This window comes from Amorphus coralli DSM 19760 (assembly GCF_000374525.1).
Classification (GTDB): Bacteria; Pseudomonadota; Alphaproteobacteria; order Rhizobiales; family Amorphaceae; genus Amorphus; species Amorphus coralli.
Genome location: NZ_KB894576.1, coordinates 45062 through 68293, shown reverse-complemented (window position 1 = coordinate 68293; position 23232 = coordinate 45062). Strand labels below are relative to the sequence as shown.

At 68.4% G+C, this 23232-nt stretch carries 23 protein-coding genes; 13 read left to right on the top strand and 10 right to left on the bottom strand.

The window, feature by feature from the left end; all coding sequences use genetic code 11:
* Window positions 1–10 precede the first annotated feature (10 nt).
* Complete coding sequence (locus tag C507_RS0117150) at window positions 11–574, top strand: NADPH-dependent FMN reductase (RefSeq protein ID WP_018700952.1); 564 nt, start codon at window positions 11–13, stop codon at window positions 572–574.
* A 130-nt stretch (window positions 575–704) separates the two neighbouring features.
* Window positions 705–1547, top strand: coding sequence for a sterol desaturase family protein (locus C507_RS0117145; protein ID WP_018700951.1), 843 nt, complete (start codon window positions 705–707; stop codon window positions 1545–1547).
* Window positions 1548–1967: 420 nt separating this feature from the next.
* On the opposite strand, the gene C507_RS0117140 is transcribed toward C507_RS0117145, so the two are convergent.
* Entirely contained in the window at window positions 1968–3467 is a 1500-nt protein-coding gene (locus C507_RS0117140; RefSeq protein WP_245559708.1) for an NAD-dependent succinate-semialdehyde dehydrogenase, read from the bottom strand.
* Window positions 3468–3702: 235 nt separating this feature from the next.
* Between C507_RS0117140 and pcaB the strand changes: the two genes are divergently transcribed.
* The gene (gene pcaB / locus C507_RS0117135) at window positions 3703–5013 is read left to right on the top strand and encodes a 3-carboxy-cis,cis-muconate cycloisomerase (RefSeq protein WP_018700949.1); all 1311 of its coding nucleotides are present in this window, start codon (window positions 3703–3705) and stop codon (window positions 5011–5013) included.
* A 13-nt stretch (window positions 5014–5026) separates the two neighbouring features.
* Here the strand turns inward: pcaB and C507_RS0117130 are convergent, their stop codons facing one another.
* Window positions 5027–5500, bottom strand: a complete 474-nt coding sequence (locus C507_RS0117130; RefSeq protein ID WP_018700948.1) for a low molecular weight protein-tyrosine-phosphatase — start codon at window positions 5498–5500, stop codon at window positions 5027–5029.
* 135 nt (window positions 5501–5635) lie between these two features.
* Here C507_RS0117130 and C507_RS0117125 point away from each other — a divergent pair, with 135 nt between their 5' ends.
* Both C507_RS0117125 and C507_RS0117120 read left to right on the top strand, forming a co-directional pair.
* Window positions 5636–5929, top strand: a complete 294-nt coding sequence (locus C507_RS0117125) for a 4a-hydroxytetrahydrobiopterin dehydratase (protein WP_018700947.1) — start codon at window positions 5636–5638, stop codon at window positions 5927–5929.
* A gap of 45 nt (window positions 5930–5974) precedes the next feature.
* Window positions 5975–6388, top strand: a complete 414-nt coding sequence (locus C507_RS0117120) for a YkvA family protein (RefSeq protein WP_018700946.1) — start codon at window positions 5975–5977, stop codon at window positions 6386–6388.
* On the opposite strand, the gene C507_RS0117115 is transcribed toward C507_RS0117120, so the two are convergent.
* Together C507_RS0117115 and C507_RS21875 are read right to left on the bottom strand one after the other, a co-directional pair.
* Window positions 6378–7349: an NADPH:quinone oxidoreductase family protein gene (locus C507_RS0117115; protein ID WP_026319193.1), complete on the bottom strand. Its 972-nt coding sequence runs from the start codon at window positions 7347–7349 to the stop codon at window positions 6378–6380. The two genes, C507_RS0117120 and C507_RS0117115, sit on opposite strands and share 11 nt — an antisense overlap.
* A 52-nt stretch (window positions 7350–7401) precedes the next feature.
* The gene (locus tag C507_RS21875; RefSeq protein ID WP_018700944.1) at window positions 7402–7986 is read right to left on the bottom strand and encodes a sigma-70 family RNA polymerase sigma factor; all 585 of its coding nucleotides are present in this window, start codon (window positions 7984–7986) and stop codon (window positions 7402–7404) included.
* Window positions 7987–8294: 308 nt separating this feature from the next.
* Here C507_RS21875 and C507_RS0117105 point away from each other — a divergent pair, with 308 nt between their 5' ends.
* Window positions 8295–8807, top strand: a complete 513-nt coding sequence (locus tag C507_RS0117105) for an invasion associated locus B family protein (protein ID WP_018700943.1) — start codon at window positions 8295–8297, stop codon at window positions 8805–8807.
* Window positions 8808–8957: 150 nt separating this feature from the next.
* On the top strand, window positions 8958–10178 hold the full coding sequence (gene rlmN, locus C507_RS0117100; RefSeq protein WP_040401375.1) for a dual-specificity RNA methyltransferase RlmN: 1221 nt from the start codon (window positions 8958–8960) through the stop codon (window positions 10176–10178).
* 105 nt (window positions 10179–10283) lie between these two features.
* Here rlmN and C507_RS0117095 read toward each other — a convergent pair whose 3' ends face one another.
* The 5 genes from C507_RS0117095 to fsa form a co-directional block, all read right to left on the bottom strand.
* On the bottom strand, window positions 10284–10925 hold the full coding sequence (locus C507_RS0117095) for a LysE family translocator (protein ID WP_018700941.1): 642 nt from the start codon (window positions 10923–10925) through the stop codon (window positions 10284–10286).
* A 63-nt stretch (window positions 10926–10988) separates the two neighbouring features.
* On the bottom strand, window positions 10989–11525 hold the full coding sequence (locus tag C507_RS0117090) for a DUF3833 family protein (RefSeq protein WP_018700940.1): 537 nt from the start codon (window positions 11523–11525) through the stop codon (window positions 10989–10991).
* Window positions 11526–11626: 101 nt separating this feature from the next.
* A complete protein-coding gene (locus tag C507_RS0117085; RefSeq protein WP_018700939.1) occupies window positions 11627–12232 on the bottom strand; it encodes a 2-hydroxychromene-2-carboxylate isomerase in 606 nt (201 codons plus the stop codon).
* A gap of 158 nt (window positions 12233–12390) precedes the next feature.
* Window positions 12391–13326: a tyrosine recombinase XerC gene (locus C507_RS0117080; RefSeq protein ID WP_018700938.1), complete on the bottom strand. Its 936-nt coding sequence runs from the start codon at window positions 13324–13326 to the stop codon at window positions 12391–12393.
* A gap of 101 nt (window positions 13327–13427) precedes the next feature.
* Entirely contained in the window at window positions 13428–14084 is a 657-nt protein-coding gene (gene fsa, locus C507_RS0117075; RefSeq protein ID WP_018700937.1) for a fructose-6-phosphate aldolase, read from the bottom strand.
* A gap of 174 nt (window positions 14085–14258) precedes the next feature.
* Here fsa and C507_RS0117065 point away from each other — a divergent pair, with 174 nt between their 5' ends.
* The 6 genes from C507_RS0117065 (at window position 14259) to C507_RS0117035 (ending at window position 21686) form a co-directional block, all read left to right on the top strand.
* The gene (locus tag C507_RS0117065; RefSeq protein WP_245559707.1) at window positions 14259–16460 is read left to right on the top strand and encodes a primosomal protein N'; all 2202 of its coding nucleotides are present in this window, start codon (window positions 14259–14261) and stop codon (window positions 16458–16460) included.
* A gap of 208 nt (window positions 16461–16668) precedes the next feature.
* The gene (locus C507_RS0117055; RefSeq protein ID WP_018700934.1) at window positions 16669–17229 is read left to right on the top strand and encodes a F0F1 ATP synthase subunit delta; all 561 of its coding nucleotides are present in this window, start codon (window positions 16669–16671) and stop codon (window positions 17227–17229) included.
* Entirely contained in the window at window positions 17229–18761 is a 1533-nt protein-coding gene (atpA, locus tag C507_RS0117050) for a F0F1 ATP synthase subunit alpha (RefSeq protein ID WP_018700933.1), read from the top strand. Before C507_RS0117055 ends, atpA begins: the two co-directional genes overlap by 1 nt.
* Window positions 18762–18790: 29 nt before the next feature.
* Window positions 18791–19684, top strand: coding sequence for a F0F1 ATP synthase subunit gamma (locus C507_RS0117045; protein WP_018700932.1), 894 nt, complete (start codon window positions 18791–18793; stop codon window positions 19682–19684).
* Between the two features lie 139 nt (window positions 19685–19823).
* Window positions 19824–21245, top strand: a complete 1422-nt coding sequence (gene atpD, locus C507_RS0117040) for a F0F1 ATP synthase subunit beta (protein ID WP_018700931.1) — start codon at window positions 19824–19826, stop codon at window positions 21243–21245.
* 36 nt (window positions 21246–21281) lie between these two features.
* Entirely contained in the window at window positions 21282–21686 is a 405-nt protein-coding gene (locus C507_RS0117035; protein ID WP_018700930.1) for a F0F1 ATP synthase subunit epsilon, read from the top strand.
* Between the two features lie 132 nt (window positions 21687–21818).
* Here the strand turns inward: C507_RS0117035 and C507_RS0117030 are convergent, their stop codons facing one another.
* Window positions 21819–23225, bottom strand: coding sequence for a serine hydrolase domain-containing protein (locus C507_RS0117030; protein WP_018700929.1), 1407 nt, complete (start codon window positions 23223–23225; stop codon window positions 21819–21821).
* Between the last annotated feature and the right edge of the window lie 7 nt (window positions 23226–23232).

Below are 23232 nucleotides of genomic sequence, written 5' to 3'. Positions count from 1 at the left end.
GACGTCCACCATGGCCCTTCGCCTGAACGTCATCATCGCCAGCACCCGTCCGGGCCGTGTCGGCCCCGCCGTCGCCAAATGGTTCGAGGCCTACGCCAGCGAGAAGAGCGACTTCGACGTGCACCTCGTCGATCTCGCCGACTTCGAGCTGCCGATCTACAACGAGCCGAAGCATCCCCGGATGCAGGACTACAAGCACGATCACACCAAGCGCTGGGCCGAAAGCGTGGATGCGGCCGACGCCTACGTGTTCGTCACCCCGGAGTACAACTATCACCCGACGCCGGCGCTGGTGAACGCCTTCACCTACGTCTCCAAGGAATGGGGCTACAAGCCGGCGTCGTTCGTCAGCTACGGCGGCGCCTCGGGCGGCACCCGTGCGGCGGACGCGACCCGCACCTGGTTCAGCCCCCTGAAGATGATGCCGATCCCGGAGGCGATCATGGCGCCGATGGTGTTCCCGCAGATTCAGGACGGCGTGTTCACGCCGAACGATCTGCAGATCGACAGTGCCGACGCGATGCTGAAGGAACTGCACCGCTGGGCCGAGGCCTTGAAGCCGCTGCGCGGCTGAGGGGTGCGCCCGTCGTCTTCGTGGCACGCCTCACGCGCAGGCCACGGAGACGTCACTGGACGGCGCGGCCGGCTCTGCCCAGATCGGCAAGCCGCCCTATGTTGAGGCTGATGCACCACCGGCCGCGCCCATGACCGACCCGCTTCTCGCCAACGAACCGCTGATCCGGCTGGCCGCCTTCCTCGGCGTGCTCGCCCTGTTGGCCGCCTGGGAACTCTCCGCGCCGCGCCGGCGCGCCGAGATCCCGCGCCTGCTGCGCTGGTCGAACAATCTGGTGCTGGTGGCGGTGGACACGGCCGTGCTGCGGCTGGTGTTCCCGGTGCTGGCGGTTGGGTTCGCGGTCTATGCCGAGGATCGCGGTTTCGGCCTGTTCAATCTCGTGGAGGCGCCGTATTGGCTCGCCTTCGTCGTCTCCTTCCTCGCCTTCGATCTCGCTATCTACCTGCAGCACGTGATGTTCCACGCGGTGCCGGCGCTGTGGCGGCTGCATCGGATGCACCACGCCGATCTGGAGATCGACGTCACCACGGGCCTGCGCTTCCACCCGCTGGAGATCCTGATCTCCATGGGCATCAAGCTGGCGCTGGTGGCGGCGCTGGGTCCGCCGGCGGCGGCGGTGCTGATGTTCGAGGTGGTGCTGAACGCCATGTCGATGGCCACCCACACCAATGTCGGCCTGCCGGCGAAACTGGACCGGATCGCCCGGTTTCTGGTCGTGACGCCGGACATGCACCGGGTCCACCATTCCGTCGACCCGTCCGAAACCCACACCAATTTCGGCTTCAACCTGTCCTGGTGGGACCGGCTGCTCGGAACCTACCGGCCGCAGCCGAAGCTCGGCCATCTCGGCATGACCATCGGCATTCCGGAGTTCCGCACCCGGCGCGACCTCTGGCTCGACCGGATGCTGGTGCAGCCGTTCCGCGGGCGCGCCGGCGAGCCGATGGGGAAGGGCGGGCGGCCGGAGGGGTGAGGGGGGCTAGAAGCCGGATGGACAACTGGCCTCTCCCCAGCCGCTCGTTCCGGCGAAGGCCGGAACCCAGTTGCCGAATCCGATGCGTGCGGCGCGGTGGGATGAGGGCCGTTGCCGGTGGCTGCGCCTATCCTCTCACCGAGCCGGCCCGGTCAACCGCCCGAACTGGATTCCGGCCTTCGCCGGAATGAGCGGAGTTTTGGGGCGCGTTCGGGAGCAAGCCGTCGTTTCTTCGGGAGTTCGCGGGCAGGCCCTATGGATCCCCGCTTTCGCGGGGATGAGCGGAGAACTGGGTGGGGCCGGTGCAAACCGGCCTTAGCCTGTCCGTACCTCTCCCACCAGCGCGCGACCGCGCGCCGCCCAGTCAGGGCGCCCACCCGGAGCCGGTGCGCGCAAGCGCACTCGGCGCGAGGGGAAAAATCAGAGCCCGGCGAGGCTCATATACTTGATCTCCAGATACTCATCGATGCCGTGGTGGGAGCCTTCGCGGCCGAGGCCGCTCTCCTTGACGCCGCCGAACGGCGCCACCTCGGTGGAGATGATGCCGGTGTTGATGCCGACGATGCCGTACTCCAGCGCCTCGCCGACCCGCATGATGCGGCCGACGTCGCGGGCGTAGAAGTAGGCGGCCAGACCGAACTCGGTGTCGTTGGCGAGCGCGATCGCCTCTTCCTCGGTGTCGAAGGAGAACAGCGGCGCCATCGGGCCGAAGGTCTCCTCGCGCATCACCGCCATTTCCGGCGTGACGCCGGCCAGCACGGTGGGCTGGAAGAAGGTCTGGCCGAGCTCGTGCCGGTCGCCGCCGGTGAGGACCGTCGCGCCCTTGGAGACGGCATCGGCGATGTGGCGCTCCACCTTCTCCACGGCCTTCTCGTTGATGAGCGGGCCCTGGACGACCCCGTCCTCGAAGCCGTTGCCGACGGTCTGGGCCTTGGCCGCGGCGGCGAACTTTTCCGCGAAGGCGTCGTAGACGGAAGACTGGACGAAGATCCGGTTGGCGCAGACGCAGGTCTGGCCGGCGTTGCGGAACTTGCAGGCGATGGCGCCCTCGACGGCGGCGTCGAGATCGGCGTCCTCGAAGACCAGGAAGGGCGCGTTGCCGCCAAGCTCCAGCGACAGCTTCTTCACGGTGTCGGCGGACTGGCGCATCAGGAGCTTGCCCACGGCGGTGGAGCCGGTGAAGGAGAGCTTGCGAACGATCGGGTTGGCGGTCATCTCGCCGCCGATGGCCGCCGCGTCGCCGGTGATGACCGACACGACGCCGGCCGGAACCCCGGCGCGCTCGGCCAGCTCGCACAGGGCGAGTGCGGAATAGGGGGTGAACTCCGACGGCTTGATGACCATCGGGCAACCGGCCGCCAGCGCCGGGGCGAGCTTGCGGGTGATCATCGCGGCCGGGAAATTCCACGGCGTGATGGCGGCGGTGACGCCGATCGGCTGCTTGATGACCAGGATGCGGCGGTCGGCCATGGGAGCCGGCACGGTCTCGCCGTAGACGCGCTTGGCCTCCTCGGCGAACCATTCCAGGAAGCTGGCGGCGTAGGCGATCTCGCCCTTTGCCTCGGCGAGCGGCTTGCCCTGCTCGGCGGTCATCAGCCGGGCGAGGTCGTCCTGGTTCTCCATCATCAGTTCGAAGAAGCGGCGCAGGATCGCGGCGCGCTCCTTGGCCGGCTTCGCACGCCAGGCCGGCCAGGCGGCGTTGGCGGCCTCGATGGCGCGGGTCGTTTCGGCGGCGCCGCAGTCGGGGATGGTCCCGAGGGTGGCGCCGGTCGCCGGATCGGTCACCTCGATGGTGGCGCCGCTGTCGGCATCCGCCCACGCGCCGGCGATATAGGCCTGCGTGTGGAACAGGGAGGGATCGGAAAGGGTGAGGCCCTCGGGGCCTTTAGGGCGAACGGACTGCATCGTGGCCTGGGCCATGGTCTGACCTCCTCGCATCTCGGACGGGTTGGGACCGGTGTGCACGGCGCGCGGGAAGACACGCCTGCGGCCGGAGAATTCGACGTTGCAGCGGACCATAGTGGCTTCCGCCGGCCTTGGACAGGCGGACGTGGGCGCGGTATCCGCTACTTATGTTCGCGCAACGCGGGCGCAACGCGCGACGGCCCGGACCGGGTCCGCGCGGCACAGAACACACTCCGGTAAGGATCCCGACATGGCCGTCAGCCCCTTTCAGTCGCAGGTCTTCGGGCCGCTGTTCGCGGACACCGAGATCGTCGCGGCTTTTTCCGACGCGGCGGACCTGGACGCGCTGATCCGGGTGGAACGCGCGCTGGCGCGGGTGGAAGGCCGGCTGGGGGTGATCCCTGCGGCTGCGGCCGAGACCATCGACGCCGCACTCGACGGGGCGGTGGTCGATCCGGCGACCCTGGCGGAGGGGACCAGAAGCGCCGGCGTCGTCCTGCCCGGTCTGGTCAAGGATCTGCGAAAACGTGTGGGCGGCGAAGCGGCGCAGTTCGTTCACTGGGGCGCCACCAGCCAGGACGTGGTCGACACCGCGCTGGCCATTCGGCTGGCGGATGTTCTCGACCGGCTGGAAGCGCATCTCGACCGGCTGATCGAATGTCTCGCGGACATGGCCGAGCGCCACCGCGGCACGGTGATGGCGGCGCGGACCCGCACCCAGATTGCCGTACCGACCACGTTCGGCCTGCGCGCGGCCGGCTGGCTTGCACCGCTGCTGCGCCACCGGGACCGGCTCCGCCAGGCCCGGCCGCGCATCCTGATGGTGCAGTTCGGGGGCGCCGGCGGAACCGCGTCGGCGATCGGCGCCGATGGCGTGCGGGTGATGCAGGGACTGGCGCAGGAGCTCGGCCTCTGCGTGCCGCCGATGCCGTGGCACACCCAGCGCGACGGGATTCTCGAGTGCGGGGCATGGCTGGCGGGCGTGACGGCCAGCCTCGGCAAGATCGGCACCGATGTCGCGCTCCTGGCGCGCAGCGAGGTGGCGGAGCTCAGGCCCGGGTCGGGCGGCGGCTCGTCGACCATGCCGCAGAAGGCGAACCCGGTGTCGGCGGAGCTTCTGGTCGCGCTTGCCCGGTTCACCGCCGGCAGTCTCGGTACGCTTGCGCAGGGCGCCATCCACGCGGAGGAGCGTGACGGTGCGGCCTGGTCGGTGGAATGGGCGACGCTGCCGGAAATGGCGGCCGCCACGGGCGGCGCGCTGCTGCACGCCATCGATCTTCTGGGGGCGCTCGTCGTGGTGGAGGACGCCATGGCGGCGCGGGCCGGCGGGCCGACGCTTGCCGAGGCGGCAAGCTTCGTCCTGTCGCAGCACATGCCGCGGGAGGAGGCCCAGGGGCTGGTGAAAAAGGCCACGCAGAGCGGCAAGGATCTCGCCGAGGCCCTGTCGGAGCTGACCGACGCGCCCATCGACTGGTCGGCCTTTTCCGACCCGGCCGCTCACCTGGGGGTGGCGGACGCCTTCATCGACCGGGTGCTGGCCGAGGCCCGGGGAGACGGCTAGAGGCCGACGAGGGTCAGTTTCGCGGCAGGTTTTCCAGCAGGGTTTTCGCGGCCGTCTCGATCTCGTCGTAGACCCGCTCGAAGCCGTCATCACCGCCATAGTAGGGATCGTCGACGTCGCGATCGACGTCTTCGGCCACCTTGCGGAACAGGCCGATCTGCGCGGTGGCGTCGGCCGGCGCGCGCTGCCAGACGTCGGCCAGCACCTGCGCGTCCATGGCCAGGATCAGGTCGAAGGTCCGGAAATCGTCCTCCGCAAGCATCCGGGCCCGGTCGTCGGCCAGGTCGACACCGCGGCGCTGGGCCGTGGCGATGGCGCGACCATCCGGGGCCTTGCCCACGTGCCAGGGGCCGACACCGGCCGAATCCACGGCAATCGGCGGCTGGGCATCGGCGACGAGCGACCGCATCACGCCCGCGGCGATGGGGGATCGGCAGATGTTGCCGAGGCAGACGAACAGGATCGACCGGACGGCCTCGTTGGACATGACGTTTCCACCTCAGGGCGCTGGGTTGGGAGGACGCCGCGCGCCCCGATGGACCTTCGGGGAACGGGGATTGGCCCCTCGACGTTCACCGATAGCGTCCCCATCTGAAGTCTCGAAGACCACGGAGAACGTTTCATGGCTGATCGACTGACCGCCTCGGAGCGCGAGGAGGCGCTGTCCTCGCTGGCCGGCTGGACGCCGGTCGACGGGCGCGACGCGATCACGCGAACCTTCACCTTCCGAAACTTCCGGGAGGCGTTCGGCTTCATGACCCAGGTCGCTCTGATCGCCGAGAAGTTCGACCACCATCCGGAATGGTCGAACGTCTATAGGACGGTGGACGTGACGTTGTCGACCCACGATGCGGGCGGCCTGACGGCGCTCGACGTGGACATGGCGCGCAAGATGAATGCGCTCGTTGGCGACTGAGTCCGCCGCCGGACGCCGCGCCACACATACGGAGAATGATCGCAGATGATCGGACGACGTCGCAAACAGGCCGAACCGGAAATCCTGCCGCCGGAGCATCCCTTCGCCCGGGAAGAGGTCGTGCGCAACCGGTTCTGGCACACGCTGAAGCGGGCGGTGGGCCAGATCCCGTTCGTCGAGGATCTGGTGGCCGCCTACTATTGCGCGCTGGATCCGAAGACGCCGATCCGCGTGCGCGCGATGCTGTTCGGCGCGCTTGGTTATTTCGTGCTGCCGACGGACATGATCCCGGACCTGCTGCTCGGCATCGGCTTTGCAGACGACGCCTCGGTGCTGCTGGGCGTGATCGCGCTGGCCACCACGCACATCAAGGACGATCACCGCCGCGAGGCGCGCCGGGTGCTCGGGCTCAAGCAGCGGCCCGCGGGCAAGACCGTGGACGCCGACGTCACGGCGTGACGACGAGCTTGCCTTTCACGTCACGGGCGGCGAGGCGATTGAGCGCGGTGACCGTCTCCTCCAACGGATAGGTCGCATCGACGTGCGGCTTCAGCCGGCCCTCGGCAACCCAGTCGAGGAGCTGGCGCACGTTGGCGCGCTGGCCGGCCGGATCGCGGTCGACAGCGGCGCCCCAGAACACGCCGCGAATGTCGCAGCTTTTCAGGAGCGCCAGGTTGAGCGGGATCTTCGGGATGTCGCCGGAGGCAAAACCGATCACCAGGAAGCGGCCAAGCCAGCCCAGCGCCCGCAGCGCTTTTTCCGCCAGCGGTCCGCCGACGGGATCGTAGACAACGTCCACGCCGCCGCCGGAGATCTCCTTAAGCCGGTCCTTCAGCGATTCGCTGTCATAATTGACCCCCTCGTCGGCGCCGAGAGAGCGGGCGAACGCCACCTTGTCCGCGGACGAGGCGCAGGCGATGACGCGTGCGCCCATCGCCTTGCCAATCTCCACCGCTGCCTGTCCGGTGCCGCCGGATGCGCCCAGGACCGCCAGCGTCTCGCCGGGCTTCAGGTCGCCGCGGTCGCGCAGGGCATAGAGCGTGGTGCCGTAGGTGACGATCACGGTGGCGGCCACGTCGCTCGGAACCGCGTCGGGGACCTTCACCAGGGCCGAGGCCTTCGCTGTGACGAACTCCCGTGCAGCGCCCCAGCCGATATAGGCGACGACCCTGTCGCCCTCCGCAAACCCCTCCACATCTGCGCCAAGCGCAACGATTCGGCCGCAGAACTCGGCCGACGGCGAGAAGGGCCGCTCGGGCTTGTACTGGTAGCGATCCTTGATGATCAGCGTGTCGAAGAAGTTCAGAGCGGCGGCCTCGACCCGCACGAGCACGTCGCCCGGGCCGGGTTCCGGTGTTGCAACGTCCTCGACCACCAGGGAGGCAGGCGGTCCGGGCTCTCTGCTCAGTACGGCGCGCACGATAACTCGGTCCTTTTGTTAGCCGGGAAAGCAGATCGGCGGTCGACGCCGGTCAGCCGGGGGGCTCGGGCCCGCCGACGGCCTCCGGCGCGTCAGTGCCCAGTTCGCGCCGAAGACGCCCGAAGGCGAGCCGGATCCGCGACTTGACCGTGCCGAGCGGCAGGCCGGTCTCATCCGCGATTTCGGAATGGGAGAGGCCGGAGAAGAAGGCAAGGCGGACCAGCTCGATTTGCTCGGGCGGAAGCTCGGTCAGCGCCCGGCGGACGCGCACCTCGCGGTCGCGCGCGTCGAGCTCCTCGCCGGGGTCGGTGGCGGGCGCCGGCTGCAGCGTCGGCTCGTCGGGGTCCAGTTTCGAGGATTTGTCGCGGCGGGCGAGGTCGATCCGGCGGTTGCGCGCGATGCGGAACAGCCAGGTGGCGACCGACGACTTGGAGCGGTCGAACAGGCTCGCCTTGCGCCACAGCGTGACCATCACCTCCTGGGTAAGTTCCTCGGCGCTGCCATTGTCGGTGCCGAGCCGCATCAGGAAGGCGTTGATGCGCGGCGCGAAATGATCGAACAGGGCGGCGAAGGCTTCCCGATCCCGCGTGGCCGCCACCGCCTCCACCAGATCGGCGTATGGATCGTTGTCTGCCACGGCTACGCTTTTCGTTCCTGCCCGCTTGTCCGTCGGGCCTTTATCGCCCGCGCATTTTCGGAGACCAGAAGCCGTGGGGGCGCCCAACGCTCGCATCGAACCGGGACGCCGGGCCACACTCTCGCCCAATTTCTGCGGCCAGCGTCCGCATGTTCCGGTAATCATAGACGGAATTCGACCGGCTCGCTACGGGGCCACCTCCCCCGCGACGCGAGACGCCGGTTCGGTTATATACCCTTCGTGAACCTGGCCGGACTATTGTCCCGGCCGTCCTTGCGAACCCAATTCCACAAGCCGATGGGTGGGCTATGCTCAAGCGTGTCGTCATTCTCGCCGCTCTCGTGTCGATCTTCGCGACCGGAGCTGCGGTGGCCCAAACTTCGAAGCCGACGCTGGTACAGAAGTACAATGACTGGGAAGTCTATTCCTACGACGGCCAGTCGGGAAAAATCTGCTACGCCCTGTCCAAGCCGAAGGACCTGCAGCCTTCGGACCGCGATCACGGCGACGTGTTCTTCTTTGTCAGCAACCGTCCTTCCGAAGGCGTGAAGGGCGAGACGAGCATGCTCGTCGGCTACACCTTCAAGGAGAATTCGAGCGTGACCGTCGATGTCGACGGCGAGAAGTTCACCCTTTTTACCAAGGGGGATGGCGCCTGGATGGAGAACCCCGCCCAGGAGGCCTCGCTGCTTACCGCGATGCGGAAGGGCCGCGCCATGTCGGCCACGGGTGAATCCACCCGCGGCACGCAGACCTCCTATCGCTTCTCGCTGTCCGGCGTGACTGCGGCGAGCGACCGGATCAACCAGATCTGCAACTGATCCAGGGACCGCGCGCCGGGCTTCGCAGTCATCGGCGCCGCCAGTAACCTGACGCAGGCCGGCGTTCGTGCGATAACGGGCGCCGGCCGAACCGTTTTGCGGGCCCCAATGGGCCTTGCGCCCCAGACCCTCGAACTCGATCTGACCGCAATGACCCTTATCGTCGACACGCTGAAGCCTGACGCCGCTCCGCTTGCGCCCCGCGCGAGCGAGGAGGAGCGCACGTCGCTCGTCGGTCTCGACCGGGAGGGGCTCGCCGACGTCTTGCGCCAGGCGGGCGTGGCGGAGAAGCAAATCCGCATGCGCGTGGGGCAGCTGTGGAACTGGGTCTATCTGCGCGGCGCCACCGACATCGGCGAGATGACCAACGTGAGCCGCGACCTGCGCGAGCGGCTGGCGGAGGTGGCGAGCCTGTCGGAGCCGGAGATCGTGTCCGAACAGATCTCCGTCGACGGCACCCGCAAGTGGCTGTTCCGCTTCCCGTCGCGCGGCGCCGGCCGGCCGGTCGAGGTGGAGACCGTCTACATTCCGGAAGAGGGGCGCGGCACGCTCTGCGTCTCCAGCCAGGTCGGCTGCACGCTGAATTGCACCTTCTGCCACACCGGCACCCAGAAGCTGGTGCGCAACCTGACCGCCGGCGAGATCTTGCAGCAGATCCTCGCGGCCCGCGCCCGGCTGGGCGACCTGCCCGGCCGCGCTCCGCAGGACGACGCCATCGTGCCTTCGGAAGGCCGGCTCGTCTCCAACATCGTGATGATGGGCATGGGCGAGCCGCTCTACAATTTCGACGCGGTGAAGCAGGCCCTGCTGATCGCCTCGGACGGCGAGGGCGTCGGCCTGTCGAAGCGGCGGATCACCCTGTCGACCTCGGGCGTGGTACCGATGATCCCACGCACCGGCGAGGAAATCGGCGTGATGCTGGCGATCTCGCTGCACGCGGTGCGCGACGACGTGCGCGACGTGCTGGTCCCGCTCAACAAGCGCTATCCCATCGCCGAGCTTCTGGACGCCTGCCGCGCCTATCCAGGGCTTTCCAACGCCCGCCGCATCACATTCGAGTACGTGATGCTGAAGGGCGTCAACGACAGTCCGTCGGACGCGCGCGAGCTGGTCCGGCTCCTGAAGGGCATTCCGGCGAAGATCAACCTGATCCCGTTCAACCCGTGGCCGGGCTCGGACTACGAGTGCTCCGACTGGGACACGATCGAGACCTTCGCCGACGTGGTGAACCACGCCGGCTACGCCTCGCCGATCCGCACCCCGCGCGGCCGCGACATCTTCGCCGCCTGCGGCCAGCTCAAGTCCGCCTCGGAGAAGGAGCGCGCCAGCGCGCGCCGGGCTGCCGAGAAGGCGGCCGCCGAAGCGGTCTAGGGTTTTACCTTCGCCAAGCTCGTCTTGGTGGAGGGGCCCCGTCAGGGGACCTAGCTCTCAGTCAACTATTTCCATAGCTCAAGACGTTCGGGCGGCATTTTCTCGCTATTTCGCCTCGGCCAGAGCGAGCTTCACGGCGAAGGCGCCCATCACTGAGGCGAACACCCAGTCGATCACGCGGGTCACTCGCGGCGAGCGGCGCAGCGTCAGCGCGACCCGGTCGGCGGCCAGCAGGATCGGCACCGTGACGACAAGGGCGACCATCGCGAACAGGACGCCGAGGAACAGGAGCTTACCGGCGGCGTGCGGGTCGCTCGGGGTCACGAACTGCGGCAGGAAGGTCACGAAGAAGACGATCACCTTCGGGTTCAGAAGGTTGACCATCACACCCTTTGCGTAGACCCGGCCGATCGGCGTATCGGCGCGCTGTCCGACCTGGAGGGTGAAGCCCGAACCCTTGCGGATCGCTTCGACGGCGAGCCAGAGAAGATAGATCGCCCCCACCACCTTGAGGACGAAGAAGGCGGTGGCCGAGGCCGCGATCAGCGCCGACAGCCCGACGACCACAAGCACGGTGTGGACCAGCACGCCGGTCGTGGCGCCTGCCATGGAGGCGAGGCCCGCGCGCCGGCTTTGGGCGATCGTGCGGCTGAGGAACAGCGTCATGTCCGGGCCCGGCGTCAGCGCCAGGGCGGCGGAGGCGAGCACGAAGGCTCCGAGGACGGGCAGGCTGGGGACGAAATCCATGCGGGCGGCTCCGGTGGCAACTCACGTCTCATGCCACAGGAGCGACCGTCCGGCGAGCCGGAATCAGCGCTTGCGAAAGACCACGGTCACGGTGCCGACGGGCACGCCGTACTTCGACACGACGGCCTTGTTGAGGACCGAGGTGGACGATTGCGGGACGAGGACATCCTCGAAGGTAAGGACGCGGGTCGTGCCGCCCTTGCCGACGACCTCGGCGTCGTAGGCCAGGCGGACGGTCTTGCCGTCCTGCCAGATGTCGGCCACGCCAACCACATCCTCGCGGGTGCCCTTGAAGCTGCCGTCCCTCTGCCTGGTGAAGCGCCAGGTCTTGGTGTCGCGCTCGCCGTCGTCGAAGACGAAATCTTCGCGCAGGGTGAGTGTGCGGCCATCCCACGTGCCGCGGGTGGCCACCGTGAAGGTGCGCTCGACCCCGGCAATGCCGCTCTCGAACCGCCCCTCGCCCGCGGTCCTGCCGGCGAAGAACGTCTCGAGCTCCAGCGGCTCGACCATCGGCGGGACCGTCGCTTCGGGCGTCGTCATGCAGCCCGCGGCGAGGGCGCCGGCAAGAACAACGAGAAGGGTGCGGCGGGGAAGGGGCATGAGCTGTCCTTTGTCGACCAGGCTGCGGGGCGCGTCCTCGATCTACGTACGCTTGCGCGCCCTCGAACGGATCGCGCCGCGCTCACCCTACGCGCCGTGCGTCACGTCCGGCCGACGGTCCAGCGAATCGCATCGTCGATCCGGTCGTCGCCCCAGAACATCTCACCATCGGAGGCGACGAAGCTCGGGGCGCCGAAGATGCCGTGCGAGACGGCTTCGTCCGTGTTTGTTCTGAGCGCCATCTTGGCGGCATCGCCCGCGGCCGCGGCGAGCAGGGCCGTGCCGTCGAGCCCGGCGCCATCAAGCGCGGCGCGCACCACGTCGGGATCGGAGATCTGGGCGCCTTCGCCGAACCCGGCATGGAAGATGGCCCGGGTTGCCTCCGCGCGCGCGGTCTCGCCGGTGACGGACAGCACGCAGCGCGCGGCCAGCAGCCCGTTCTGCGGAAACGGGTCGGGCTGGACCAGTGGCAGCTCGCGGATGCTGGAGAGGCGGCCGACGTCGCGCCACATGTAGCGGCCCTTCGCGGGGTAGACGTTGAAGGGTGAGGTGTTCCAGCCCTGGCGGCGAAAGATTGGCCCAAGCAGGAACGGCCGCCAGCGCACCATGATGGCGTGTGTCTCCGCCAGCGCCTCGATGCGGGCGGCTGACAGGTAGGAGTAGGGCGAGGCGAAATCGTAGAAGAAGTCGAGCACGGGCTGGCCCACCGGCGCCTCCTTTGTGCGCTGTCTCAGGCCGGCGGATGGTATGCCCGGCCCGATCGTCGTCGTGCCGCGCCTCCGATCCGGGCAGGGCGAGCCCCTTATCTGGGACAAATCCTGCGCTGCGCAACGTGGGACGAAATCGGCCCGCTTTAAGGAAAGGATCAGGCCCGCGGATGCGCGCGGGCGTAGGCGTCGAGCAGGTGAGCGGTGTCGATGGCCGTGTAGCCCTGGGTGGTCGACAGGCTGGCGTGGCCGAGGAGTTCCTGGATGGAGCGGAGATCGCCGCCGGCGGCGAGCAGATGGGTGGCGAAGGCGTGGCGGAGCGCGTGCGGCGTCGCGGTGTCCGGCAGGCCGAGCGCGCCACGCAGCATCGCAACGGTGCGCTGGACGATGCGTGGCGAGAGCGGGCCACCCTTGGCGCCGAGAAACAGCGCGTCGTCAGGATCCTGGGCGTAGGGGACGAGCCGCAGATAGGTCCCCACGGCGTCCGTCACCGCCGGCAGCAGCGGCACCAGCCGGGTGCGGCCGCCCTTGCCGGTGACGCGCAGGGGAACGCGGGCATCCACCGGCGCGTCGCGCCGGGCAATCGCCAGCGCCTCGCCGATCCGCAGGCCGCAGCCGTAGAGCAGCGTCAGAACGGCGGTGTCGCGGGCTGCGATCCACGGGACTGCGTGGTCGTCGGCGCCGTCGATCAGGGCGCGGGCATCGGAAACGCCCACCGGGCGCGGCAGCGTCTTCGGCGCCTTGGGGGCGGACACCGTGCGGAAGGCGGTGGCGTCGAAGCCGGTGCGCCGCTCCAGATGGGTGGCGAAGGAGCGCACCCCGGCAAGGCCGCGCCCGACGGTGCGGCTGGAGGCTCCGCCCATGCGGCGGCGGGCCAGGAAGGCGCGCACATCCTGGGCCTTGAGGGCGGACAGGTCGGCGAGCGATGGCGGATCGCCGAGGTGCTCGGTGAGAAAGCTGCAGAACTGGCGGACGTCGCGCTCGTAGGCACCGAGCGTGTGCGCGGCGAGGCGGCGCTCGCCGGCGAGCGTCGCCAGCCAGCCCGAAACGGCTTCGGCGAGGTCGGCCTGCATGATCCGGATCGGCGCGGTCATGGTCCCTGTCCCGTTTCGCGTCGAGGGAAATCCCGCGACGGCACTCCAGAGCAAGGACCTAGCGCACCGCCGCTTGCAGACGGGTTAAGCCGGCCGGCCGGTCAGAGGATGGTCTGGCCGGTCTTCTTCCAGTCCGACAGGAAGGCATCGAGGCCCTTGTCGGTCAGCGGGTGTTCCACGAGCTTGTGAATGGTCGCCGGCGGAATCGTCGCCACATCGGCACCCGCCAGCGCGCAGTCGCGCACGTGGTTGGAGGTGCGCAGCGAGGCGGCGAGCAGCTGGGTGGACAGATCCGGATAGTTGTCGAAGACGGTGCGGATCTCGCGGATGAGCTGCATCCCGTCGAGGCCGATATCGTCGAGACGCCCGATGAAGGGCGACACGAAGGTCGCGCCCGCCTTGGCGGCAAGCAGCGCCTGGACGGCGGAGAAGCACAGCGTCACGTTGACCATGGTGCCTTCACCGGTCAGCGTGCGGCAGGCCTTGAGCCCGTCCCAGGTCAGCGGCACCTTGACGGTCACGTTCGGCGCGATCTTGGCGAGCTTGCGGCCTTCCGCCAGCATCGCGTCGGCATCCGTGGCGGTGACCTCGGCGCTGACCGGACCGTCGACGACGTCGCAGATTTCCGCGATCACCTCGGTCATCGGCCGCCCGGCCTTCATGATCAGCGAGGGGTTGGTGGTCACGCCATCGAGGAGGCCGGTCTCCGCAAGCGCACGAATCTCCGCTACATCGGCGGTATCGACGAAGAATTTCATGAGGGCATCCCTTTCGAGTTCCGCGTCGTCATGGGCCAGCCTCGCGCCCGACGCAAGGAGGAATGACGGTGAGCGCCGTTCAGTTCGCATCGACCGGATCCGGCGGCCCGCCTCTGCTGGCGCGCCTCGGTGGCCGGGGACGCGTCGCCTGATGCGGTCGGGATCGCCGTGCCCGTGACGGATCTGTTCGGAACCCCGGAGCCGCGCAGGCCCCGCGCCCACCGGGTCTCGGTGCTGGTGCCGGTGGCGGTCGAGGCACCCTACACCTATGCCAGCGACCGGCCGCTTAAGCCGGGAACCATCGTCGCGGTGCCGCTGGGCACGCGCGAGGTGCTGGGCTGCGTCTGGGACGATCCGCCGGACCTGTCCATCGGCGGCAACCGCATCCGCGAGATCAGCCGGATTTTCGACGCGCCGCCGCTTTCCGACGACCTGAGGCGTTTCGTCGACTGGGTCGCGGCATGGACGCTGGGCAGCCGCGGCATGGTGCTGAGGATGGTGCTGCGGGTTCCGGATGCGCTGGTGCCGGAAGCGCCGATCAAGGCGGTGCGCTTCACCGGCCAGGAACCGGAGCGGCGCACCGACGCCCGGGCGCGGGTGCTGGAGATGGTGCGCGACGGCATGGCCTGGTCGAAGGCGGGCCTGGCAACCGCCGTCGGCGTGTCGCCGTCGGTGATCGACGGGCTGATGAAGCAGGGGACGCTGGAGGAGGTGCTGCTGCCGCCGGACACGGCCTATGCCGTGCCGGACCCTGAGGCGCGGCCGCCGAAGCTTTCCGATGCGCAGGCCCACGCGGCGGAAAGCCTGCAGGCGGCGGTGACGGCGGAACGCTTTTCCGTCTCGCTGCTCGACGGCGTCACCGGTTCGGGCAAGACGGAAGTCTTCCTGGAGGCGGTGGCGGAAAATCTGCGGCTCGGGCGCCAGAGCCTGATCCTGATGCCGGAGATCTCGCTCACCAACATGGTCATCGACCGGATCGAGCGCCGCTTTGCCGCGCGGCCGGCAGAATGGCACTCGGCGATCCCGCCAAGGCAGCGCGTCAGGGTGTGGCGCGGTGTCGCGGAGGGGCGGGTGCCGATCGTGGTCGGGGCGCGTTCGTCGCTGTTCCTGCCGTTCGCCGATCTCGGCCTCGTCATCATCGACGAGGAGCACGACCCCGCCTACAAGCAGGAAGACCGCGTCAGCTACCACGCCCGTGACATGTCCATCGTGCGCGGCCGCGAGGGCAACTTCCCGGTCATACTCTCCTCCGCCACACCGTCGATCGAGAGCCGGGTCAACGCCGACCAGGGCCGTTACCGCCGGCTGCATCTGCCCGACCGCATCTCCGGCGCGGTGATGCCGGACGTCACCGCCATCGACATGCGCCACGACGGGCCGCCGTCGGGCCAGTGGATCTCGCCGATCCTGGCGGAGGCGGCGCGCCGGGTGCTGGACGAGAACCGGCAGGTGCTGTTCTTCCTCAACCGGCGCGGCTATGCGCCGCTGACGCTGTGCCGCACCTGCGGCCACCGCTTCACCTGTCCCAACTGCTCCGCCTGGCTGGTGGATCACCGGCTGCGCGGCCGGCTGGAATGCCATCATTGCGGTCACACCCAGCCCCGGCCGGATGCCTGTCCGGAATGCGGCAGCGTCGACACGCTGGTGGCGTGCGGGCCGGGGGTGGAGCGCATCGCCGAGGAGGTGCGCGGCCTGTTTCCCGAGCGGCGCGTGATGATCCTCTCCTCCGACCTGCCGGGCGGCACCGACCGGCTGCGCCGGGAGCTGTCGGCCATCGGCGAGGGCCAGGCGGACATCGTCATCGGCACCCAGCTCGTCGCCAAGGGCCATACCTTTCCGCTGCTCGACCTGGTGGGCGTGATCGACGCCGACCTCGGCCTCGCCAACGGCGACCCGAGGGCCGCGGAACGGACCTTCCAGCTGCTCACCCAGGTGACGGGCCGTGCCGGCCGGGTCGGCGGCACCGGGCGGGGCATGCTGCAATCCTACGCGCCCGGGCACCCGGTGATCCGGGCGCTCGTCTCGGGCGACCGGGAGGCGTTCTACCGGGAAGAGATTGCGGTCAGGCGCAATGCCCAGCTGCCGCCGTTCGGACGCATGGCGGCGGTGATCGTCTCCGGTCCCGACAAGGCGGAGGCGGAGGCGCACGCCCGGGCCTTCGCGCGCGCTGCGCCGCGAAGCCCCGAGGTGCAGGTGCTGGGGCCCGCGGAAGCCGCGCTCGCCGTGCTGCGCGGGCGCTACCGGTTCCGGCTGCTGGCGCGTTCCGCCCGCGGCGTCGACCTGCAGGCCTATCTGCGCGACTGGATCGAGGCGGCCCCGCAGCCCCGCGGCGGCGTGCGGCGCATGGTGGACGTCGATCCGCAGAGCTTTTTGTGAGAGGCTGGGCCCCAGGTGGCCGTCAGAACGGGGGCTTTCCTGCGCCGCGGTATGTTGCGCCCGGAAATCCCCTGTGCTAAGCGGGCCGCGGCCGCCGGGAAGGCTGGCCGGCCGACGACGTTCGCGTGTCGAATTTTTCTTCGCCCGACGGAATTTAGAGGCCTTCCGGCATCTACTGCCGACCCGCCCGAATGAAAGAAGGACACCGGTGACAGACGCTCCATCGCTCACATCCGGCGTTGCGCTTCGGTACGCTTCCGCGCTGTTCGAGCTGGCGCAGGACGCCAACGCGCTCGACGCCGTCGAGAAGGACGTCGAGGCGTTCGGGACGATGCTCGAAGAGAGCGACGACCTCCGGCGCCTCGCCGAGAGCCCGCTCTACTCCACCGACGAGCAGGTCGAAGCCCTCGACGCCATCTTCAAGAAGGCTGAGCTCGGCGAGCTCACGTCGAACTTCTTCAAGGTGGTTGCCCAGAACCGCCGCCTGTTCGCCGCCAACGGCATCGTTCGCGCCTACCGCTCGCTCATGGCTGAGCACCGCGGCGAAGTCGTTGCCGAAGTCACCACCGCGGAACCGCTGTCGGATGAGAATGCGACCCGGCTTCGCGAGATCCTTGCCGACCAGACAGGACGTGCTATCAAGCTCGCGACGAAAGTCGATCCGAGCCTGATCGGCGGCCTGGTGGTCAAGGTCGGCTCCCGCATGATCGATACGTCCCTGCGTACACGATTGAATTCGCTCAAGACCGCGATGAAAGAGGTCGGTTGATGGATATTCGCGCCGCGGAAATCTCCGCCATCCTCAAGCAGCAGATCAAGAACTTCGGCCAGGAGGTCGAGGTCACCGAGGTCGGCCAGGTCCTGTCCATCGGCGACGGCATCGCCCGCGTCTACGGTCTCGACAAGGTCCAGGCCGGTGAGCTGGTTGAGTTCCCGAACGGCATCCGCGGGATGGCGCTGAACCTCGAGGTCGACAATGTCGGCGTCGTGGTGTTCGGCGACGACCGTGAGATCAAGGAAGGCGACACGGTCAAGCGGACCGGCGCCATCGTCGACGCCCCCGTCGGCAAGGGCCTGCTCGGCCGCGTCGTCGACGCGCTGGGCAACCCGATCGACGGCAAGGGCCCGATCGATGCCGCCGAGCGCCGCCGCGTGGACGTGAAGGCCCCGGGCATCATTCCCCGCAAGTCGGTGCACGAGCCGATGTCGACGGGCCTGAAGGCGATCGACGCGCTGATCCCGGTCGGCCGCGGCCAGCGCGAGCTGATCATCGGCGACCGCCAGACCGGCAAGACCGCGATCATTCTCGACACCTTCCTGAACCAGAAGCCGCTGAACCAGGGCGACGACGAGAGCCAGAAGCTCTACTGCGTCTATGTCGCCGTCGGTCAGAAGCGCTCCACGGTCGCCCAGTTCGTGAAGACGCTCGAGGAAAACGGCGCTCTGGAATATTCCATCGTCATCGCCGCGACCGCCTCGGATCCGGCGCCGATGCAGTTCCTGGCACCGTTCACCGCCTGCGCCATGGGCGAGTATTTCCGCGACAACGCGATGCACGCGGTGATCGGCTACGACGACCTGTCCAAGCAGGCCGTTGCCTATCGCCAGATGTCGCTGCTGCTGCGTCGTCCTCCGGGCCGCGAAGCCTATCCGGGCGACGTGTTCTACCTGCACTCCCGCCTCTTGGAGCGCGCCGCGAAGCTGAACGAGGACCACGGGTCCGGTTCGCTCACCGCGCTGCCGGTCATCGAGACCCAGGCGAACGACGTGTCGGCCTACATCCCGACCAACGTCATCTCCATCACCGACGGCCAGATCTTCCTGGAGACCGACCTGTTCTACCAGGGCGTCCGTCCGGCGGTGAACGTCGGCCTGTCGGTGTCCCGCGTGGGCTCCGCGGCGCAGATCAAGGCGATGAAGCAGGTTGCCGGTCCGATTAAGGGCGAGCTTGCCCAGTATCGCGAGATGGCGGCCTTCGCCCAGTTCGGCTCCGACCTCGACGCGGCCACCCAGCGGCTTCTGGCCCGTGGCGCCCGCCTCGTGGAGCTGCTCAAGCAGCCCCAGTTCTCTCCGCTGAAGACGGAAGAGCAGGTGGCGGTCATCTTCGCCGGCGTGAACGGCTACCTCGACAAGCTTCCGGTTTCGGCCGTGCGTGACTTCGAGGCCGGCCTGCTCCTCTATCTCCGTGGCGAGCACAAGGCTCTCCTTGAGGAGATCTGGGAGAAGAAGGAACTGAAAGACGACCTGCGCGACAAGCTCAAGTCCGCGGTCGATTCCTTCGCCAAGACCTTCAGCGCGTAAACGGCGCCCCCGGCTAACGAGGACGCTCGATGGCGAGTCTCAAGGACCTCCGCAACCGCATCGCCTCGGTGAAGGCGACGCAGAAGATCACCAAGGCCATGCAGATGGTCGCGGCGGCGAAGCTGCGTCGTGCCCAGGAGGCAGCGGAAGCGGCCCGCCCGTACGCGCAGCGGATGCAGTCGGTGCTGGCCAGCCTCTCCGATGCCGTGAAGGGCAGCGACGAGGCGCCGCATCTCATGGTCGGCAACGGCCGTGACGCGACCCAGCTGCTGGTGGTCTGCACCGCCGACCGCGGCCTCTGCGGCGCGTTCAATTCCTCGATCGTCCGGCTGGCCCGCCAGACGGCGATCCGGCTGCAGAACGAGGGCAAGAAGGTTGAATTCTTCTGCGTCGGGCGGAAGGGCTACGACATGCTCCGCCGCGACTTCGGCAACCAGATCGTCGACCTGGTCGAGCTGAAGGAAGTGAAGCGGATCGGCTTCACCGATGCGCAGCAGATCGCTGAGAAGATCATCAAGCGCTTCGAGAACGGCGATTTCGATGTCGCGACGCTGTTCTACGCTCACTTCAACTCGGTGATCAGCCAGGTGCCGACGGCGCATCAGATGATCCCGGCGCATGTCGAGGATGAGGCGGCCGAGACGCAGGCGGCCTCCGACGAGGCCGGCGCGGTGCGCGAATACGAGCCGGAGGAGAGCGAGATCCTGGCGGATCTGGTTCCCCGCAACATCTCGGTTCAGATCTTCCGCGCGCTGCTGGAGAACGCCGCGTCTGAACAGGGTGCCCGGATGAGCGCCATGGACAACGCCACGCGCAATGCCGGCGAAATGATCGACGACCTGACGATGGAATATAACCGGACCCGTCAGGCCCAGATCACCAAGGAACTGATCGAGATCATCTCCGGCGCCGAGGCTCTCTAGAGGCCACGGCGGCGGACGCCTTCACGTACACGATCCACGGCCGCTGCGCCCCGCAGGCGGCGCGGCCGGCGGACCAGACCCAGGAACACCTTCCTCCTCCACCGGGAGGTCGGCCGCGAGCTCGAGACGGAGCAGTCCAATGACCAAGAATGTCGGAAAAATCCATCAGGTGATCGGCGCCGTTGTCGACGTGAAGTTCGACAATGAACTGCCGGCGATCATGAACGCGCTCGAGACCGACAACAACGGCGTCCGGCTCGTTCTGGAGGTTGCGCAGCACCTCGGCGAGAACACCGTCCGCTGCATCGCCATGGACGCCACCGAGGGCCTGGTTCGCGGCCAGGAAGTCACCGACACCGGCGAGGCCATCATGGTCCCGGTCGGCGACGGCACGCTCGGCCGCATCATGAATGTCATCGGCGAGCCGGTGGACGAGGGCGGCCCGATCGCCCACACCGAGAGCCGCCCGATCCATGCGCCGGCTCCGTCCTATGTCGAGCAGTCGACCGAAGCGGAAATCCTGGTCACGGGCATCAAGGTCGTCGACCTGCTCGCCCCGTACGCCCGAGGCGGCAAGATCGGCCTGTTCGGCGGCGCCGGCGTGGGCAAGACCGTGCTCATCCAGGAGCTGATCAACAACGTCGCCACCCAGCACGGCGGTTACTCGGTGTTCGCCGGCGTCGGCGAGCGGACCCGCGAGGGCAACGATCTCTACCACGAGATGATCGAGTCCGGCGTGAACAAGGAAGGCGGCGGCGAGGGCTCCAAGGCCGCGCTGGTCTACGGCCAGATGAACGAGCCCCCGGGCGCCCGTGCCCGCGTGGCGCTGTCCGGCCTTACCGTCGCGGAGTATTTCCGCGATCAGGGCCAGGACGTGCTGTTCTTCGTCGACAACATCTTCCGCTTCACCCAGGCGGGCTCCGAGGTGTCGGCGCTTCTCGGCCGTATTCCGAGCGCCGTGGGCTATCAGCCGACGCTGGCCACCGACATGGGCACGCTGCAGGAGCGCATCACCACCACCAACAAGGGCTCGATCACCTCGGTGCAGGCCATCTACGTGCCCGCCGACGACCTGACCGACCCGGCGCCGGCCACCTCGTTCGCCCATCTGGACGCGACGACGGTGCTCAACCGCGCCATCTCGGAGAAGGGCATCTACCCGGCGGTGGACCCGCTCGACTCCACGTCGCGCATGCTCTCCGCGCTGATCATCGGCGAGGAGCACTACAACGTGGCCCGTCAGGTCCAGGAGATCCTGCAGCGCTACAAGTCGCTCCAGGACATCATCGCCATCCTGGGCATGGACGAGCTGTCGGAAGAGGACAAGCTGACGGTGGCCCGCGCCCGCAAGATCGAGCGCTTCCTGTCGCAGCCCTTCCACGTGGCCGAGGTGTTCACCGGCAAGCCGGGCGTGTTCGTCGAGCTGGCCGACACCATCAAGGGCTTCAAGGGTCTCTGCGAGGGTGAGTACGACCACCTGCCGGAAGCGGCGTTCTACATGGTCGGCACCATCGAGGAAGCCATCGAGAAGGGCCAGCAGATGGCCGCCGAGGCGGCGTAAAGCCGATCCGATCGGACAGGAACAAGGGACCGAGTGATGGCCGCGAGCTTCCACTTCGAGCTGGTTTCGCCTGAGCGTCTCCTGATCTCGGAAGACGTCGACGCGGTCCTGGTGCCGGGTAGCGAGGGCGAGTTCGAAGTGCTCGCGGGCCATGCGCCGTTCCTCTCCACCCTGCGTCCGGGACTGATGCGGGTGCGGGGCGGCTCTAAGCCGGACCGCCAGATCTTCGTGCGCGGCGGGTTCGCCGACACGGGGCCGGACGGCCTCACCGTGCTCGCCGAAGAGGCGATTCCGGTGGAGGAGATCGACCGCGAGCTGATCGCCAGCCAGATCGCCGACGCCGAGGACGACGTGAAGGACGCCAAGGACGAGGCCACCCGCGACGACGCGGAGCGCCACCTAGAGCACCTGCGCGAGGTGCAGCGGGCGCTGGGCCACTAGGCTTCAGAGCTGGGCGGACCGAACACCCTCTCAGATTTTCAGAGTTGCAGAAGCCCGTGTTCGCCGAACGCGGGCTTTTTGCCGTCTGGCTTCGGAGCAAGCCTGTGCCTTACCGCGCCGGTGGCCAACGGATCAGTCGGCCGACGCCGGCCCGCCTTCCGGCAGCGCCGCGATCACGTCGGCCAGCAGGCCCTCGCGGTCGTAGAGGCCCTGCGGGTTGGTCATGCCGAGCCGCACGACAACGAGGTCCAATGATGGAACGATGGCGACGCTCTGGCCATCGTGACCGCGCATCCACAGCGTGTCGGAGGGGAGCGACCCGCCGCGCTGGGGCCAGAGATTGCCCACGGTGAACCGTCCGCCGGAAGCCGCCACCGGCTCCATCATGGTATCGACCCAGCCCACCGGCAGCACCTGCTCGCCGTTCCACAGACCCTTCTCCAGCAGCAGCAGTCCGAACCGGGCCCAGTCCCGGGCCGAGGCGTGGACCCAGGACGAGCCCATGAAGGTGCCGGAGGGATCGGTCTCGAACACGGCCGTGCGCATGCCGATCGGATCGAACAGGGCGCGGCGGGGGAAGTCGAGCCAGCTGGCAACCGGCAGCGAGGCGCGCATGGCGCCCATGGCCAGAACCGTCGCTCCGCTTGAATAGGCCCAGCGGGTGCCGGGATCGTCCTCGAGATCCATTGCAGCGAGAAAATCGACCGCGTTGCCGCTGTCGTACAGCATCGTCGTCGTGTCGGTGACGGTGCCGTAATTCTCGTTGTAGGCGAGCCCGTCGGTCATGGAGAGAAGGGCGGAGAAGGGAATCCGGCTCCTGGGGTCGGCGTCGCTGTTCCACTGCGGCAGCAGATGGTCGAGATCGAGGGCAAGATCGGAATCGGTCATGGCGATGCCGGCGAGGGCCGCCGTCACCGGCTTGGCCATGGACCAGCCGGTCAGCGGGGTCGTTTCGGTGATACCTTCGGCATAGCGCTCGGCGACGATCTGGCCGTCCCGAACGATGACCACTGCACGGGTGCGCAGGTTGCCGGCATTATCGCCCGACGGCTCCTGGAAGGCCTTGTCGATGGCCGCGGAGAGGACGGCCGGGGTCTCGCCGGACACCTGGCTGCCGTCCGGCCAAGCGGCGTTCGGGTCGGCCAGCGAGCCCGCCGTTGCGGCCCGCTCCGCGGCGAGTTCCGCCGGGGTGATCCCGATGGCGAGGGCACAGCCGAGGCCCTCGCGGTGGACGGCGGTGTTGCTGAAGGCTCCGAGACCGAATGGCGAGGCAGTGATCCGCCGGACGGGATCATCCACTGTTACACGGAAGAGATTGAGGAGCGGGTTTTGTCGCCCCAGCACGTCCTCGTCCCAAACCCGATCGAAATCGAGGCCGGAGACGTACATGCCGGAGCAGACGGTCTTGGCCACGTAGGCCGAGCCGATCCGCAGCATGGGCGGCAGCTGCCAGGCGGCGGCCGCGAACGCGCCGGCGCCCACCAACAGGAAGCCGATCAACAGCCAACGGATGAATGCGCGGACGGGGAAGGCGGCCATGGGCTCG